This window comes from Leisingera sp. ANG-M1 (assembly GCF_000813745.1).
GTDB lineage: Bacteria > Pseudomonadota > Alphaproteobacteria > Rhodobacterales > Rhodobacteraceae > Leisingera.
In genome coordinates, this window is sequence record NZ_JWLC01000021.1 from 76,950 (window position 1) to 93,154 (window position 16,205).

At 63.5% G+C, this 16,205-nt stretch carries 15 protein-coding genes; 3 read left to right on the plus strand and 12 right to left on the minus strand.

Annotated elements, in window-relative coordinates:
• Nucleotides 1–8: 8 nt before the first annotated feature.
• The 7 genes from RA19_RS18040 to RA19_RS18070 form a co-directional block, all read right to left on the minus strand.
• Nucleotides 9–656 carry a 3-oxoacid CoA-transferase subunit B gene (locus RA19_RS18040; RefSeq protein ID WP_241479098.1) on the minus strand — a complete coding sequence of 216 codons (648 nt, stop codon included), beginning with the start codon at nucleotides 654–656 and terminating at the stop codon, nucleotides 9–11.
• Entirely contained in the window at nucleotides 640–1,332 is a 693-nt protein-coding gene (locus RA19_RS18045) for a CoA transferase subunit A (RefSeq protein WP_039165224.1), read from the minus strand. Before RA19_RS18045 ends, RA19_RS18040 begins: the two co-directional genes overlap by 17 nt.
• Nucleotides 1,332–2,672, minus strand: a complete 1,341-nt coding sequence (locus RA19_RS18050) for an aminotransferase family protein (RefSeq protein ID WP_039165417.1) — start codon at nucleotides 2,670–2,672, stop codon at nucleotides 1,332–1,334. The genes RA19_RS18045 and RA19_RS18050 overlap by 1 nt, the downstream gene beginning before the upstream one ends.
• A gap of 17 nt (nucleotides 2,673–2,689) precedes the next feature.
• Entirely contained in the window at nucleotides 2,690–3,454 is a 765-nt protein-coding gene (locus RA19_RS18055; protein ID WP_039165225.1) for an amino acid ABC transporter ATP-binding protein, read from the minus strand.
• A gap of 23 nt (nucleotides 3,455–3,477) precedes the next feature.
• Nucleotides 3,478–4,134: an amino acid ABC transporter permease gene (locus RA19_RS18060; RefSeq protein ID WP_039165226.1), complete on the minus strand. Its 657-nt coding sequence runs from the start codon at nucleotides 4,132–4,134 to the stop codon at nucleotides 3,478–3,480.
• Between the two features lie 30 nt (nucleotides 4,135–4,164).
• Nucleotides 4,165–4,812, minus strand: coding sequence for an amino acid ABC transporter permease (locus tag RA19_RS18065; RefSeq protein ID WP_039165228.1), 648 nt, complete (start codon nucleotides 4,810–4,812; stop codon nucleotides 4,165–4,167).
• 70 nt (nucleotides 4,813–4,882) lie between these two features.
• A complete protein-coding gene (locus RA19_RS18070) occupies nucleotides 4,883–5,674 on the minus strand; it encodes a transporter substrate-binding domain-containing protein (protein WP_052261894.1) in 792 nt (263 codons plus the stop codon).
• Nucleotides 5,675–5,813: 139 nt separating this feature from the next.
• Here RA19_RS18070 and RA19_RS18075 point away from each other — a divergent pair, with 139 nt between their 5' ends.
• A complete protein-coding gene (locus RA19_RS18075; RefSeq protein WP_039165421.1) occupies nucleotides 5,814–6,767 on the plus strand; it encodes a LysR family transcriptional regulator in 954 nt (317 codons plus the stop codon).
• Nucleotides 6,768–6,862: 95 nt separating this feature from the next.
• On the opposite strand, the gene RA19_RS18080 is transcribed toward RA19_RS18075, so the two are convergent.
• Nucleotides 6,863–7,786, minus strand: a complete 924-nt coding sequence (locus tag RA19_RS18080) for a LysR family transcriptional regulator (protein WP_241479099.1) — start codon at nucleotides 7,784–7,786, stop codon at nucleotides 6,863–6,865.
• Between the two features lie 96 nt (nucleotides 7,787–7,882).
• On the opposite strand from RA19_RS18080, the gene RA19_RS18085 reads away from it, so the two are divergent.
• Together RA19_RS18085 and RA19_RS18090 are read left to right on the plus strand one after the other, a co-directional pair.
• The gene (locus RA19_RS18085) at nucleotides 7,883–9,421 is read left to right on the plus strand and encodes a sulfatase family protein (RefSeq protein WP_039165232.1); all 1,539 of its coding nucleotides are present in this window, start codon (nucleotides 7,883–7,885) and stop codon (nucleotides 9,419–9,421) included.
• Nucleotides 9,422–9,456: 35 nt separating this feature from the next.
• Complete coding sequence (locus RA19_RS18090) at nucleotides 9,457–11,103, plus strand: ABC transporter substrate-binding protein (RefSeq protein WP_039165234.1); 1,647 nt, start codon at nucleotides 9,457–9,459, stop codon at nucleotides 11,101–11,103.
• 295 nt (nucleotides 11,104–11,398) lie between these two features.
• On the opposite strand, the gene repC is transcribed toward RA19_RS18090, so the two are convergent.
• From repC to RA19_RS18110, 4 genes are all read right to left on the minus strand, one after another.
• On the minus strand, nucleotides 11,399–12,637 hold the full coding sequence (gene repC / locus RA19_RS18095; protein ID WP_241479100.1) for a plasmid replication protein RepC: 1,239 nt from the start codon (nucleotides 12,635–12,637) through the stop codon (nucleotides 11,399–11,401).
• 182 nt (nucleotides 12,638–12,819) lie between these two features.
• A complete protein-coding gene (repB, locus tag RA19_RS18100) occupies nucleotides 12,820–13,839 on the minus strand; it encodes a plasmid partitioning protein RepB (RefSeq protein WP_039165238.1) in 1,020 nt (339 codons plus the stop codon).
• Nucleotides 13,836–15,023, minus strand: a complete 1,188-nt coding sequence (gene repA / locus RA19_RS18105) for a plasmid partitioning protein RepA (RefSeq protein ID WP_039123518.1) — start codon at nucleotides 15,021–15,023, stop codon at nucleotides 13,836–13,838. The genes repB and repA overlap by 4 nt, the downstream gene beginning before the upstream one ends.
• Nucleotides 15,024–15,236: 213 nt before the next feature.
• The gene (locus RA19_RS18110) at nucleotides 15,237–16,193 is read right to left on the minus strand and encodes a LysR substrate-binding domain-containing protein (RefSeq protein ID WP_206540290.1); all 957 of its coding nucleotides are present in this window, start codon (nucleotides 16,191–16,193) and stop codon (nucleotides 15,237–15,239) included.
• Nucleotides 16,194–16,205 lie beyond the last annotated feature (12 nt).

Sequence of the window (16,205 nt, forward strand, 5' to 3'; positions counted from 1 at the left end):
TAATGTCCTCAAAAAACGGGCAAGGGAGCATCCGGCACGATCAGCCGCGCCCCAGTCGCCTCGCGGATTTCCGCCACGCTCACCCCTTCGGCGGCCTCGCGCAGCACCAGCCCCTCCGGCGTCACATCGCAGACCGCCATGTCGGTGAAAATCCGGTGCACGCAGGCGCGCGCGGTCAGCGGCAGGGTGCAGGCCTCCAGGATCTTGGGGTTGCCCTTCTTGTCGGTATGGGTGGTTAGCACCGCCACCTTGCGGGTCTTCTGCGCCAGCTCAATCGCGCCGCCTGCCCCGGGGGTGAACTTGCCCGGGATCATCCAGTTGGCCAGATCGCCGTTGCCCGCAACCTCGAACGCCCCCAGCATGGTCAGATCCAGCCGCCCGGAGCGCACAATCGCAAAGCTCACCGCGCTGTCGAAGTAAGAGGTGCCGGCAATCGGCGACACATAAGCCCCGCCCGCATCAATCAGATTGCGGTCCGGCTTGCCCACCGGCCCGACCCCGGCAATGCCGTTCTCGGAATGCAAGCAGACTGGCAGATCCGCAGGCACATAGCGCAGCACCTGGGTCGGCAGTCCGATGCCAAGGTTCACCGTCATCCCGGCCTCGATATCCGCCGCCGCCCGGCGCAGCATCCGTTCCTTAGCGTTCAACGACACCATAGACCTCCGGCAGTTCAGGCAAAGCAATCACGTCATCCACAAACGGCCCCGGCAGATGCACATCCTCTGGGTGGATCGCGCCGAGCGGCACCACCTCCTCGGCCTCCACGATGGTATGGCGCGCCGCCATCCCCATCAGCGGGCTGAAATTGCGCGCGGCGGCGGCAAAGCCCAGGTTGCCAAAGCTATCCGCCCGCGCTGCATGCAGCAGCGCAAAATCGGCGCGCAAGGACGGCTCAAACACCCCTGTCTGCCCGTCCACGGTGACCACCTGCTTGCCCTCGGCCAGTTCCGTGCCAACGCCGATATCGGTGACGAACCCCATCACCCCGGCCCCGGCGCTGCGGATGCGCTCAGCCAGGATGCCCTGCGCCACAAATTCCACCTCCAGCGCGCCCGCGTTCATCATCCGCACGGCGTTGGCGTTCAGCCCGATATGGCTGGTGATCAGCTTAGCCACCTGGCCGCTCTGCAGCAGCCAGTCGACGCCCATCCCCGCTTCATTACTGTCATTCTTGATGATCGTCAGATCGCGGGCTCCATGGCGCACCAGCTCCTGGATCAGGCAGAACGGCGTGCCCGGCACGCCAAAGCCGCCCAGCATCACGCTGGCGCCATCGGGGATGCGGGCAATCGCCTCCGCCATCCCGCAAGACTTGTCCAGCATCGGCATCAGCGCACCACCGGCAGGGACATCTCCGCCGCCATCGCATCAAGGCTCTCGGTCAGGATGCCGGTGATCTCATCCACCTGGGCCTCTGTCACAATCAGCGGCGGGCAGACCAGGAAGTGATCGCCCTCAAGCCCGCCCCGCGTGCGGCGGGAATAGATGATCAGCCCGCGCTCATAGGCCAGATCAACCAGCCGGTTATAAGCGTTCAAACCTTTCGGCAGCGGCGCCATGGTTCCACGGTCTGCGACCAGCTCAAACGCCAAAAGCAGCCCCTTGCCGCGCACATCGCCGATGAAGGGATAACGCTCCATCAGCCCCGCCAGCCGCTCCTTCAGCAGTTCCCCCATCCGCGCGGCATTGCCAATCATGTCCTGACGCTGCAGCTCGCCCAGCACCGCCACCCCGGCGGCACAGGCCAGCGGGTTGCCGGCATAGGTGAACCCATGCATGAAACCGCCCGCATCCAGCACGGCCTCGACAATCGAACCCTTGGCCACCATCGCCCCCAAGGGCGCGTAACCCGCGGCAAATCCCTTGGATAGAGCCACAATATCGGGCGTCACCCGCCAATGCTCAGAGGCGACAAACCGCCCGGTGCGCCCGGCGCCGGTCATCACCTCGTCATAAATCAGCAGGATGCCGAACTCGTCGCAAATCTCGCGGATGCGCGCGTAATAGCTGTCTGGCGCCACCAGCGCCCCGGTCGAGGCGCCGCCCACCGGCTCCATGATGAAGGCCAGCACGCTCTCCGGCCCTTCCGCGATGATCTTGTCGCGCAGCAGCTCGGCATATTTGAGCCCGCGCGCCTCATCATCCAGATTGTCCTGGTCCAGGTAGCACAGCGGCGCCGCGATCTTGGGCATGTCGCGCAGCATTGGCGCAAACGGCTTGGACAGCGGGTCATAGCCGGTCAGCGCAACCGCCCCCAGCGTGCCGCCATGGTACGACGGAAACCGCGAGATAACCTTCCAGCGGCTCTCCTGCCCTTGGGTCAAAGCATACTGCCGCGCCAGTTTGATCGAGCTTTCCACCGCTTCCGACCCGCCGGAGACAAAGAACACCCGGTCCAGGCCTTCGGGCATCAGCCCGGCCGTCATCCGCGCCAATTGCTCGGCCGGCTCGTTCTGGAAATGCAGCCGGTAGCCAAAGGTGGACTTGTCCATCTGCGCCTTCATCGCCGCGATCACATTCGGGTTGGAATGGCCGATATTGCTAACCATCGCGCCGGATGAGCCGTCGATATAGCGCTTGCCCGAAGTGTCCCACAGATAGATCCCTTCGGCGCGGTCCAGCATCGGGCGCGCCAGTCGGGATTGATAGAACAGGTTCGACTCTGTCATGGTCTGGTCTTTCACGTTCAGCTCTGCCCTTGCAGATGTTTGCGCAGAAAATTCCTGGTCCGCTCGTGGGACGGGTTGCGGAACAGCACCTCAGGCGGGCCCTCCTCCACCACATAGCCGCCATCCATGAACACCACCCGGTCGCAGACGCTCTCGGCAAAGCCCATCTCATGGGTCACGATGATCATGGTCATGTGCTCTTCGGCCAGCTGTTTCATCACCTGGTTGACCTCCTCGACCAGCTCCGGGTCCAGCGCCGAGGTCGCCTCGTCAAACAGCATCACCTTGGGTTTCATCGCCAGCGCCCGGGCAATCGCCACCCGCTGCTTCTGGCCGCCCGACAGCTGGCTCGGGTAATAGTCGATCCGCTCCAACAGCCCGACCCGCTTCAGCTGCTCCTCGGCCAGCGCATTGGCCTCGGCGTCGGAAATCCCCTTCAGCATCTTCGGCGCCAGGGTGATATTGCCGCGCACCGTCAGATGCGGAAACAGGTTGAAGTGCTGGAACACCATGCCGATGTCCTGGCGCACCTGATTGATGTGCTTCTCGTACTGGCGCGGCGGCAGGGCCTTGTTGACCTGCATGTCTTCCAGCCAGACCTCGCCCGAGCTCAGCGGGTCCAGATCGTTGATTGCCCTTAATAGGGTCGATTTTCCCGACCCGGAGGGGCCGATGATGGCCACAATCTCGCCCTTGCCGATCTGCATGCTGATGTCATGCAGCACCTCCAGCTCGCCGAATTTCTTGGCCGCGTGGCGGATGTCTACGAACGGTTTGCTCATGTGAATGACCCTCCCTGCCCAGGCTACCGAGCGGTCTGGATGCGGCGCTCGATCCGGCGCAGACCCGCCTCCAGCCCCAGGTTGATGACGTAATAGCAGGCCGCCGCTGCCAGATAGAATTCAAACGGCCGGAAGGTTTTTGAGATCGCCAGCTGCGAGCTCAGCGTCAGCTCCGTCACCCCGATCACCGACACCAGCGCGCTGTCCTTCAAAAGCGCGATCATGTTGTTGCCAATGGGCGGCACCACGGCGCGCACCGCCTGCGGCACCACCACCTTGCGCAGGGTCTGCAGCTTGCTGAGGCCGAGCGTCCGCGCGCCCTCGTATTGACCAGTGTCCACCGCCTTGATGCCCGCCTGGATGATATCGGAGTTATAGACCGCAAAATGCAGCCCCAGCCCGATCACCCCGGCGACAAAGGCCGGCAGGTCCACGCCCAGCTCGATCAGCCCGAAATAGATCAGGAACAGCTGCAACAGCAGCGGCGTGCCCATGAACAGCCAGGAAAACACCCGGAACGGCAGGCTCACCAGCTTTGGCGCATACAGCACCACAACCGCCAGAAAGATCCCGCCAAAGAAGCTCAGCACCGCCGCCGACACGGTGATCGCCACCGTCCACATCGACCCCAGCAGCAGCTGGTCGATGAATTTTGGCAGCACCGTGAAATCAAGCCCCATGACAGCCCCCTGCCCGTTGAATAGCCCCGGTCATCGCAGCGCCGCCTTCCGGTCCAGATAGGAGATCCCCAGCCCGGTGGCATAGATGATCACCAGGTAGATGACCCCCGCCAGAAAGAACATCTCAAACGGTTTGTAGGTTGATCCGATATAGCGCTGCGCGGTGTAGGTCAGCTCCACAACCGAGATCGCTGCCACCAGCGCGGTGCCCTTGATCTGCGCGTTGATGTTAACGCCCAGCGGCCGGATCATCAGCCGCGCCGCCTGCGGCAGGATCACCTTGCGCATCGCCTGCGCCCGGCTCATCCCCAGCGTCCGCGCCGCTTCGCCCTGGCCTTTATCGACCGCAATTATCGCCCCGCGCATGGTCTCGGTCATATAGGCGCCAATGTTCACGCCCAGTCCGATCACCCCCGCCTCAAACGCATCCAGCTGAATGCCGATCTGCGGCCCGCCGAAATAGAGGATAAACAGCTGGATCAGCGCCGGCGTGCCGCGGATCACCGAGACATACACCGCCCCCGCCGCCCGCGCCGGTTTGCTGCGCGACAGCCGCGCCGCGGCCCCTAAGGCGCCGCAGGCCAGCCCCAGCGCAATCGAGTAGACCGACAGCTGGATGGTGACCCAGGCGGCCTCCAGGAAAAAGGGATAGACCCGCAGGATAAGGTCGAAATCCATGGTCAGTTCCGGGCAGAAAGTTCAAGGGATGCCCGGCCGCAGAACGCCGCGGCCGGGCCTGCGGCTCAAATTAGCGGATATCGCCGCCGACCCATTCCTCGGCAATCTTCACATAGGTGCCGTCGTCCTGCATCGCGTCCAGCGCCGCCTGCATTGCCGCCGCCAGCTCCGGGTTGCCCTTGCGGATGGCAATCCCTGCCTGATCGGCAACCCCCGCCAGGCCCGAGGTATCCAGCTGCGCAATCTTGTTGCCGTTGTTGCGCACCGCCAGCAGCACCGGGATGTCATCGGTCACAATCGCGTCGATGCGGCCGTTGTCCAACTCCAGAAGCAGCTCCGGCAGGCCCTTGTAGGTGCGGATGGTCCAGCCCGCCTGCTCGCGCGCCCACTGCTCATGGGTCTCGCCCAGAGTCACGCCGATCTTGCGCCCGGCCAGCGCCGCCATATCGCTGACGTCCGAGCCTTCCTTGACAAAAATGCCCCGGCTCATCCGGTAATACGGGCCTACAAAATCAACCACTTCCTTGCGCTCGTCGGTGATCGACATCGACCCTACAATGGCGTCGTATTTATTCGCCAGCAGCCCGCCGATAATGCCGTCCCAGGCGGTGGTCACAATCTCGACCTCAACACCCATGCGCTTGGCGATCTCCTCGCCGATGGCCGGGTCGAAGCCCACCACCTCATTCTGCTCATTGACAAAGTTGAACGGCGGGTAGGCGCCGCTCATGGCGATACGCATCACGCCCTTTTCCTTGATGGTGTCCAGCTCCTCGGCTGCCGCAGGCGCCGCGCCAAACGAGGCCGCAGCCAGCGCGCCGGCCGCCAGCACGGTTTTGATGGTTTTGGTGAGAGCGTTCATGCGGTGTCCTCCCTAATGACATGCCACGCCCGCCTTTCAGGCAGCGCTATGGCCTCCTCGCTCGGTGCCGGACTGTTGCATGTGCCCTCAACATAGAGCAAAAAAATAATCTGAATTGGCATCATTGATAGGATCTATGATGAAACCCTATGAACAGCGCTTCCCCTGGACCCTGGACTGGAACCTGTTGCGCACCTTCATGGTGGTTGTCGACCAGCAAGGCATCACCCGCGCGGCCGAGCTTCTGGGCCTCACCCAGCCCACCATCAGCAGCGCCCTAAAACGGCTGGAGGAGACCGTCGGCAAGCGGCTGATCGACCGCAAGCCCAACCTCTTTGCCGTCACGCCCGAGGGCGAAATCCTCTACCGCGAATGCCAGGCGATGTTCGGCGCCGTGTCGCAGATCCCCGGCCTGGTCAATGCGGTCAAAGCCCAGGTCACCGGCCATATCGCCATCGTGGTCGCCAGCCATGTCATCTCCAGCCAGTTCGAGGACCTGCTGCACAGCTTCAACAGCCGCCATCCGGATGTGACCTATTCCATTTCCGTGGCCGAAAGCTCCGAGGTGATGAACCGGCTGCGGCAGAACCAGGCCTCATTCGGCATGTGCCTGATGCGCGAACCCGACCCGGCCTTATGGAGCGCGCCGCTGTTCCGCGAATTCTTCGGTCTCTACTGCGGCCCGCACCACCGCTTGTTCAACCAGGACACCATTCAGCTGGCTGAGCTGCGCGGCGAAAACTCGGTTTCCTTCCAGACCGACATCGAAAGCGGCCCGCTTTATGCCGTCACCCAGCTGCGCGAACGGGCGCTGCTGAAGCCGGGGCTCAAAGGCGTCTCCGCCAACCTGCCCGAGGTGCGCCGGATGATCATGGCCGGCATCGGCATCGGCGCCCTGCCCGTTCACGTGGCCAACCGCGACGTGGCGCTCGGCAACCTGCGCCAGCTGCCGCCTTATGACGACCTGCCCCCGATCGACGTGCATTTCGCCTATAACCCCAAGCGCAGCCTGAACCCCGCCGAAACCGCGCTGATCGGCGAGGTAAAATCCTTCCTAGAAGACACCCCGCTGGAAGACAGAACCTACCGGTAGCAGCAGACTCGCCCGGCGGCACCGCCGGGCAGCGCCTGACCTTCCCTCTGGGAAGGCGCTACACGCCTCCCCAAGGTCATGCGCCGCCCTCACGTTTATGCACGCGCATCCTCCTGGGGCTCTGCCCCAGTCCAGCTCATGATCTCTTTGATTTCATCAATCAGGCAGGCTTGAAACTCCCGGTCGATCATCGACGCCCGGCTGCCCAGCGGCTCAAACACCGCAAACCGGTAGGCCGGCAGGTCCGGCACGATCCGCGCCTGCCCACCCTGGCGCTGCTGCCAGTAATGCGCAGTAAAGGCATCAACCACCGGCAGCCCGCCGCAATGCTGCGACAGCGTCAGCGCCGCCAAAGAGGTCTCCGCGGTCATCGGAGCGCCCGCATTAGATCCTATATTGCGCAAGGCCAACTCATCCGCCACCTGCCCCAGAAGGCCAATCAACGGCTCGCCGCGCAGTTCCCGCAGCGGTAAAGGCCCGGCGTCTGCGGCCAGCACATGCCCCTTCGGCACAAACACCATATGCGGCACCGCGCCTTCAAACAGCAGATGCATCCCCGTCGGCATATGCAGCACATTGGCAAAGCCGGTCTTCAGCGTCCCCGAGCGGGCAAAATCCAGCACCCATTTCGAGGATTTCACCTGCCAGGACACCTTGATCTGCTTCTCCTGCACCCCCAGCCGCTCCAGCGCCCGCGGCACGATCTCCAGCGACGCGGCGGTGATGGTGGCAATCGATAGCGTGCCGCGTTCCTTGCGGGCAATCTGCGCCGCCGCCTCCTCGAGGTTCGACAACACCAGATAGTTCCGCTCCACCTCCTCCAGAAACGCCTCCGCCTCTGGCGTCGGATGCACACCCTTGCTCTTGCGCTGAAACAGCGGCACCCCGAACTGCCGTTCCAGATCGCCCAGGATCCGGCTGACGCTCGGCTGCGACAGGTTTAGCCGCCGCCCGGCGGCGGAGACAGAGCCGGTGGACATCACCGCGCGGAACACTTCGAGCTGCTTCTGACTGAACATGATATTCACTCTACGAATATCATGGGAAAAACATAGTATTTTTCCAAATCTCTCTGGCCCGCTACCGTCCCTGCGCCGCAACCGCAGAGGACCCCTATGCCGCCCCCCACGCCTCCGAATGTCATCCTGATCATGACCGACCAGCAGCGCGCCGACAGCCTCGGCTGCACCGGCAACCCGGTGGTGCAGACCCCGCAGATCGACGCCCTCGCCGCCCGCGGTGCGGTCTTCCGCAACCATTTCACCCCGCATCAGATCTGCTCGCCCAGCCGCTCCACCCTGTTCTCGGGCCTGTTCGCCCGCCACCACGGATTGACCCGCAACGGCGTCGCCCTGCCCGAGGAGCTGCCGCTGATCACCCATGACCTGAAGGCGGCCGGCTACCGCACCCACGGCGCGGGCAAGTTCCACTTCCAGCCCATCCTCGCTGGCGCTGAACACGAGATGCCCGACAGCAACGCCTTCTGGGACCTGCCGCAAAGCGACGGCTGGACCGGCCCATTCTACGGCTTTGACACCGTCGACATCCTGATCGGCGAATCCGTCAGCGCCACCGAGGGCGGCCACTACGCCAACTGGCTGCGTGAAACCGCCCCCGAGGCCGCCGCCCTCTACCTCCCCGAAAACGCGCTGGAGCAGCCGCCCGAGGACATGGACGAGGTCTGGAAGTCCGCCATCCCGGCAGAGCTCCACTACAACAGCTGGATCACCGACCGCGCCTGCCATTTCCTGCAGGACCAAAACGGCGACGCGCCCTTCTTCCTCTTCGTCTCCTATCCCGACCCGCATCACCCGTTCTCACCGCCCGCCCCCTGGTGCGACATGTACGACCCTGCCGAGGTCCCTGCCCCGGCCCAAGTCCCCGACGAATTGGCCGCAATGCCCTCCTACATCCTCGACAATGACCGCGAGGAAGCCGCCAGCAGCTACGTCGATTTCCTGCGCAACCCCGGCCCCCCGCGCGAGCAGGGGTTCATGCAGACCACTCAGCGGTTCTCCGACGCCTCCCTGCGCCAGGCCATCGCCCATACCTACGGCATGGTCTCGATGATCGACGACGGCATCGGACGCATCCTCGCCCAGCTCGACGCCCAAGGCCTGACCGGGGACACCCTGATCCTTTTCACCTCCGATCACGGCGAGCTGTTGGGCGACCACGGGCTGATCCGCAAGGGCCCCTCCCCCTACCTCCCGCTCCTGCATGTGCCGCTGATCATGGCCGGACCAGGCGTCACCCCTGGCGAGCGGAACGGCATCACCAGCCACCTGGACCTGCGCGCCACGCTGCAGGACCACCTCGCCCTGCCCACCCAGCATACAGACGGAACATCCTTCCAGCCCATGCTCGCCGAACCCGAAAGCCCGGGCCGCGATACCTTCTATGCCGAGTACCACCCGCGCACCCGCATGGACACCTACAACCAGACCCTGCTGAGCGCGGACTGGCGTTTCACCCTTTATCCGGAGAATCCGGACTGGGGTGAGATGTTCCACCTCGCCTCTGACCCGGGCGAACACGTAAATCTTTACTTTCATCCCGACTATACCAAACAAAAACAACAGTTTACCGAGCAGCTCACCCGCGAATTCCCGCCCGCCCCCGAGGCCGGCGGCCCATCGCTTGCGACCTATTGAGGCGCGCAGGCCAAGATCACTCCAGGGAGACCAGAATGACCCATCCCCACATCCACCCCGCGGCCCGAATGCACGCCGCAGAACTGCAGGACGGCAAACTCAGCCGCCGCGAATTCCTGTCCCGCGCCACCGCCCTTGGCGTCAGTGCCACAGCAGCCTACGGGCTGATCGGCGCAACGGCTCCGGCCCGCGCCGAAACCGTGCCCCAGCAGGGCGGCACCCTGCGCATCCAGATGGACGTGAAAGGCCTCAAGGAGCCCCGCGTCTACGACTGGTCGCAGATCGGCAACATCACCCGCGGCACCTTTGAATACCTGGTCGAGTACAACAACGACGGCTCCTTCCGCGGCATGCTGCTGGAAAGCTGGGAGGTGAACGACAGCGCCACCGAGTACACCCTGCACGTCCGCCCCGGCGTCACCTGGCACAACGGCGATCCCTTCACCGCCGCCGACGTCGCCCGCAATATCGAAGGCTGGTGCGACAAATCCGTCGAGGGCAACTCCATGGCCGGCCGCATGGCTACCCTGGTCGACAGGGACAGCGGCAAGGCCCTCCCCGGCGCCATCACTGTGGCCGATGACCTGACAGTAAAACTCACCCTACCCCGCCCTGACATCTCGCTGATCCCGGCGATGGCCGACTACCCGGCGCAAATCATCCACGCCAATTTCGACACCGCCGACCTGCTGAACAACATCGGCACCGGCCCTTATGTGATTGCCGAACATCAGGTCGGCGTGAACTGCATCCTCGAACGCAAGGCGGATTTCACCTGGTGGGGCACCGAGGTCTATGGCGGACCCTACCTCGACCGCATCGAATACCTCGATTTCGGCACCGATCCCTCCTCCTGGCTGGCGGCGCTGGAGTCCGAGGAAGTCGACATGCTGCATGAATCCGTCGGCGAATATATCTCCATCCTCGACGATCTCGGCCTGGAGAAGTCCGAGGTTGTGACCGCCTCAACCCTGGTGATCCGCCCCAACCAGCAGGCCGAGGTGAACGGCGTCAAACCCTATGCCGACGTCCGCGTCCGCAAAGCCTTGGCATTGGCCGTCGACAACAAGGTCTGCCTGGAACTGGGCTACAACAACCTCGGCGCGCCTGCCGAAAACCACCACGTCTCCCCGGTGCATCCGGCCTACGCCGAACTGCCGCCGCTGGAGGTGAACCCGGAAAAGGCCAAGGCGCTGATGGACGAGGCCGGTATGGGCGACTTCGAGCATGAGCTGATCTCGATCGACGACGACTGGCGCCGCAACACCTGCGATGCCGTGGCCGCCCAGCTGCGCGATGCAGGCATCAAGGTGAAGCGCACAGTGCTGCCCGGCTCGACCTTCTGGAACGACTGGACCAAATACCCGTTCTCGGCCACCAACTGGAACCACCGGGCGCTGGCGGTGCAGATCCTGAACGTGGCCTACCGCTCCGGCGAGGCCTGGAACGAATTCGGCTGGGACAACCCCGAGTTCGACGCCCTGTTGGACGAGGCCCTGTCGATTGCAGACGCAGACAAACGCCGTGACGTCATGGCCAAGATCCAAAAGCTGATCCAGGACGAGGGCGTCGCCATCCAGCCCTATTGGCGCGCGCTCTACCGCCACCACCGCCCGGGACTGGCCGGTTGCGGCCAGCATCTCTCCTTTGACCATCATCACTACAAGATGGGCTGGGTCTAAGCCTCTTTCTTTGGGCCGGTCATCCCGGCTGGCCCAGAGACCCCGGACCTTGCTCGTAGCCCTATGAAAACCGGGGCAGGGGCCTTAGGCCAGAAGCTGTTATCCGTTTCTGAACGGTCTGCAACCACTCCGTTATCCGAGCTTTCGAACTCTGTGCCCTGGCCGTTGCGTTGCCTCCGCACGCACAACTTGCCGGGTGTTAACCGCGTTGCGCTACTATGCGCCGATGCAAAGTTTTCAGACCCCAGGCCCTGTTCACAGCCGTACCCAGCCAAAGTTCACAGCTGTGAACTCCTCACACAGCCGCCCGGCGCGAGAGCGCAACCACCATCGGCCCGCTGGAGAATGTTCCGGCCAAAGCCTTGGCACTGAGGCTCCGCAAATAGGCGCTGGGAGAGCGAATGTCGCCAAACCGTTCCAGCATTGCTGCCACGACAACCGAGGCCTCCACCGCTCCCATAGTGCGCTTGGCTTCCTCCCAGACCTGGGAAGAGATCCCCATCATGGGCCGCACGGTATCCGCGGCGCGCTGGAGGCTGGACCAATTTGTGATTCCGCCTTCGGCATAGCTTCGGATTTCTCCGCAGGATGCCAGGATCAGGCGGAGAGAGATATTCGGTCCCGTTGTAGCGCTCCTTGGGGTTTGGTTTGAAACTGTGCGGTCCGGCAGGATCTGCGCTGAGGTTTTCTCAGCATATGCCATGTCCTCATGCGGTATGCTTTCAGATCTGTGCGTAGCCTTAGTCGCCTGTTCAGATTCATAAGAGTCTTTCTTTGAATTCTGATAGTGCTGCTCAATATGGCTGTCACTGGTGCTCAGATCCTCGGTCAAAACAGGCTCTAGAAGAGCTTTTACTTCGGTCAGCATTTGCTCCAGACCCGAGGCGATCAGCTGCAGTTCGTCCAAACCAAGCTTTCTGCGCAGGGCCCGGGCGGTCAGCAGGGCGCAGTCCTGGAAGCGGGTCCAGTGGGGCAGATCCGGGCGTTCCGCTTCACCCAGAAGCGTGAGATTGGCAAGGTCACGGCGCATCAGGCTGACGGTTTCCCGCAGTTGTTTGATGCGGGTTTGAAGAGAGCGCTCGGCTTCGGCGGCATCGGAGATTTCGGCAAAGCGGCGGGCGAGGGGGGAGAGGTCAAACCCATAGGCCACCCGCTCACCGCCATAGCGGCGCACGTAGCGTTTGCCGTTGGGGCTGTCGCGGCGGATCAGCAGGCCGGCGGAAACCAGCTTGGCAAGATGGCGGCGCATGGAGGAGCAGGGCATGCCGTTCAGCCGCTCGCAGATGGTCTGGTTTGCCGGATGCACCACAGGGGTGCCGGAGGCGGACTCAATCATCTTGCCGGGCAGGAAGCTGAGCAGCGCCTGCAGAACGGTGAGGTCGCGGTCATTCAGGCCGTAGTGCTTACGTGCGGCGGCGAGTTCGCGCAGCACATCCCATTTGTTCACTGCAGCGGGCGCAATGGCCCGTTCGGTGGCGGCCTGCTGGTGCAGCAGGACAGCGTCCACCGTTCGCCCGAAAGGCGTGATCGGCATGTATCCCATGTCATCATCACGAAAGACAAAAAAAGAGCGGCCCGCGAATCGCTTTGGACTTGCGGTTACAGGCTCCGGCCACTAACTTGAGAGTGCTAGAAACAAGTAGGTCTCGTGGAGCTCCGGCTTTGCGGGGCCTTCTTTTTAGTCTGCTCTGTGCCTCCTTAAGTTATTGTTTTCATTTAACCTTCCACCCGTTCTTGCCAGCGGGCGTGAAGCTCTTCGATCAGGGTCTGGGCCTCGGCCTCGAACCAGTCGGCGAAATCGCCGCCGGGAAGCTCCAGGTTCAAACCCTTGGCAGAGCGGCGCAGAGTGGCACCGCGTTTGCCGCCGATGGTCAGTTTCTGCGCGCCTTGCAGCACCTTCTTTGCCGGTTTGGCAGCCTGCGGGGCAGGGGAGGGAACCGCGGCCTTGAAAACGGCTTCAAAGGCCAGCAGCGAGGGGTCTGCAGGTGAGGCTTCTGAGCCTTCGATTACGGCTTCCACGGCGAAATTGCTGTACTCAGCCTCGGCAATCCGGATCAGCGCGTCGCGGTCGGCGCCGGTTTCCTCGATGGCTTTGGCCAGGGTGTCCCAGCGGGGGCGGCCAATGCCCTGGGCGGGGCCTATGGCGCGGGCGAGCTCGGGGCCGACAGCTTCGGCAATGGCGATGGCCATCGAGACGGAGGATTTGGTGACGGTCAGCACCTCGGCCACCTGCGACTGGTTGCCAAAGCCGTTCTCGACCAGCTCCTGCGCAAACAGGGCCTTTTCGATGAAGGTGAGGTCGCGCCGGGCCATGTTCTCGGAGATCTGGGCGCGTACTGCGGCGTCATCGTCGAGATTGGCAACCAAAGCGCGGACCTTGGCGACCTTGTCCGACGAGCGGATCGCCTCCAGCCGGCGGCGGCCATAGACAAGCAGATAGCGGTCGGGCTCGGCCGGGTGGCGGCGCACCAGGATCGGCACGGTCTGGCCGTTGGTCTCAATCGCGTCGCGCAGGTCGATGATGTCCGACGGGTCGAGCCGGTCGTTGATCCGGGTATCTTCGATCTGATGCGGCTCCAGCTCCCAGACCCGGTGCGAGTCCACCGCGTCGCGGGCCGAGCGCAGGGCGCGGTTGCTGGTCATCATCGAAGTGGCCGGGCCAGGGGAGGCCATCGGCGCGCCGGCGGCGGCCAGGCTGTCGAGCATCGACAGCCGGGACTTTTTGCTCTTGGTCATGTGCGCCCCCAGGTTTCCTGAATGAGCTGGCTGATCTCGTCGTTGACTGCGTTCAGGCTTTCGACCGCGCGGTCATAGGTCGAGCGGGTGAAGGCACTGCGTTCGACCTCGTAGAGTGTCTGTTTTGTGAGCCCCGCGTCGGAGATCGCGGTGGATTTCAGCATCGGCGCGTTCAGCACCTTGTCGCCGTACATGGTGCGCAGGAAGGCAACGATGCGGTTCTGCGGCGCGTCCGAGGGTTCGTAGCGGGTCAGCAGGTAGCGCATCCAGTCGTGGCTCATATCGGCGCCGGATTCCGCAATCACGTCCATCAGGTCGGCGGTCATGCGCAGGAATTGCGACATCGACATCACATCGAGCATTTCCGGGTGGATGGTGACCAGCACGCCGGTGGCGGCGGAAAGCGCCGACATGGTGAGGAAGCCGAGCTGCGGCGGGCAGTCGATGACCACCACGTCATAGTCCGAATCCACCTGTGTTAGAGCCTCTTTTACCCGGAAAAAGAACAGCCCGGCGCTGCCTTGGGCGAGCGCCCGCGGGGTGTCGTGCTCAAACTCCATCAGTTCGAGGTTGCCGGGGATCAGGTCCAGGTTCGGGATATAGGTCTTGCGGATCACCGATTGGATCGGTGCGGGATCATCATAGCGGATCGCGTCATAGAGCGTGCCGCCATCCTGCAGGTCAAACTCCGGCTGCACTCCGTGCAGTGCCGTCAGCGAGGCCTGCGGGTCGAGGTCGATGGCCAGCACCCGGTAGCCTTTGAGGGCCAGCCGCTGTGCGAGGTGGGCGGAGGAGGTGGTCTTGCCCGAGCCGCCTTTGAAATTCATCACCCCGATGACCTGCATTTTATCGCCGTCACGGCGGCCGGGGAGGTAGTCGCCGGGCTTGCGGGCGGTTTTTTCCAGCAGTTCGCGCAGTTCCTGGATGTCGTCGGCGGTGTACTGGCGGCGGTTGCCGGGGGTCAGCTCAGGCGAGGGGCCCTTGCCGTCCAGATGCAGCTTGCGCAGGTAGGAATCATTCACACCAAGCAGGGCCGCGGCCTCGCCAGAGGTGAATTTCCGCATGGTTTTCGAGGCGTTGGGCGGAAACAGGCTCTCGCGCTGCGCGTGCAGCTGCGCCGCAATCCATTCGGAATGCTGGCGGATAACCGCGTTGAGGTCCTCGGGAGTGTGTGTAGTATCCATCTGCTCGCTGCCCGTATGTAATTCCGTTTTTCTGCCTGGCGGCGTGTTCACGGAAATTGGCGTTTACCGCCTCTTTTTCGTGACTATTGGCGAAACAGGCGGATTCGTGCAAGTGTTTTCTATAGTTGGCCGCGTTTCGCGGCTGGCTTGCACGGCGCGCGGGGCCGGTCTTTGATTCAGAAGGAAACCCCAATTTAGAGCCTGTTTTCGAGCTTAGTCCCGGGGCAGGGGGGCGGCAAGCCCGGGCCAGTGCGCTTGCGTCTGGCCGCGGAACTCAGTCGCGGTGTAGTTGGCGAACCACTCCAGAAATGCATTGATGCGCGGTGAGCTGCGGTCGCGGGCTACGGCATAGAGGCCTTCCTCCAGCACCACCGGTGTGTTGAGGACCGGCACCAGCTGGCCTTCCTGCAGGAAATCGGTGGCGGTGCCGATCCAGCCGAGCGCGATGCCGCGGCCGCTGAGGGCGGCTTGCATCATCAGCAGGTGATTGTCGAAGGCAGGGCCGGGCAGGGGGCCGCTCTGCCTGACGCCGAAGTAAGAGAACCACTGCGTCCAGTCGTACCAGGATTTGTCGTTGGAGCGGGCGTGCAGCAGGGTATGGCGCAGCAGGTCCTGCGGGCTGGAAGCGGCGCCTGTCTGGGCGATGTAGCCGGGGGAGGCGACCGGCAGGATCTGCTCGCGGAACAAGAGCTGCGACTGGCAGCCGGGCCAGCTGCCGCGGCCAAAGCGGATCGCCACGTCGATGCCGGGGTCAAGCGTGGACAGCCCGTGGAAGGCGGTGACCATATTGACCTGGACACCGGGGTGCGCGGCGTGAAACCCCTTGAGCCGCGGCAGCAGCCAGTAGTTGCCGTAAGCCAGGTTGCAGGAGATCGTCAGGGTGTTGTCTTCCTTGCGCTGCCGCAGCGCCTGGGTGTCGGCCGAGAGCTGCGCCAGGCAGGTGCTGAGCGAGGCAATGTATTCGGTGCCCTCAGCCGTCAGCGCGACGGGGCGGGCGGAGCGGTCGAACAGTTTGGTTTCCAGGAAGCTTTCCGCCTGGGTCACGGCGTGGCTGACGGCGGATTGGCTGGTGTTCAGCTCTTCGCCCGCGCGGGTGAAGCTGCGCAGGCGGGCCACGGCCTCAACCGCCAAGAGGGCTTTTAGCGGCGGGATGGTCTTCCAGTAGTGCATCATGAAATTCCT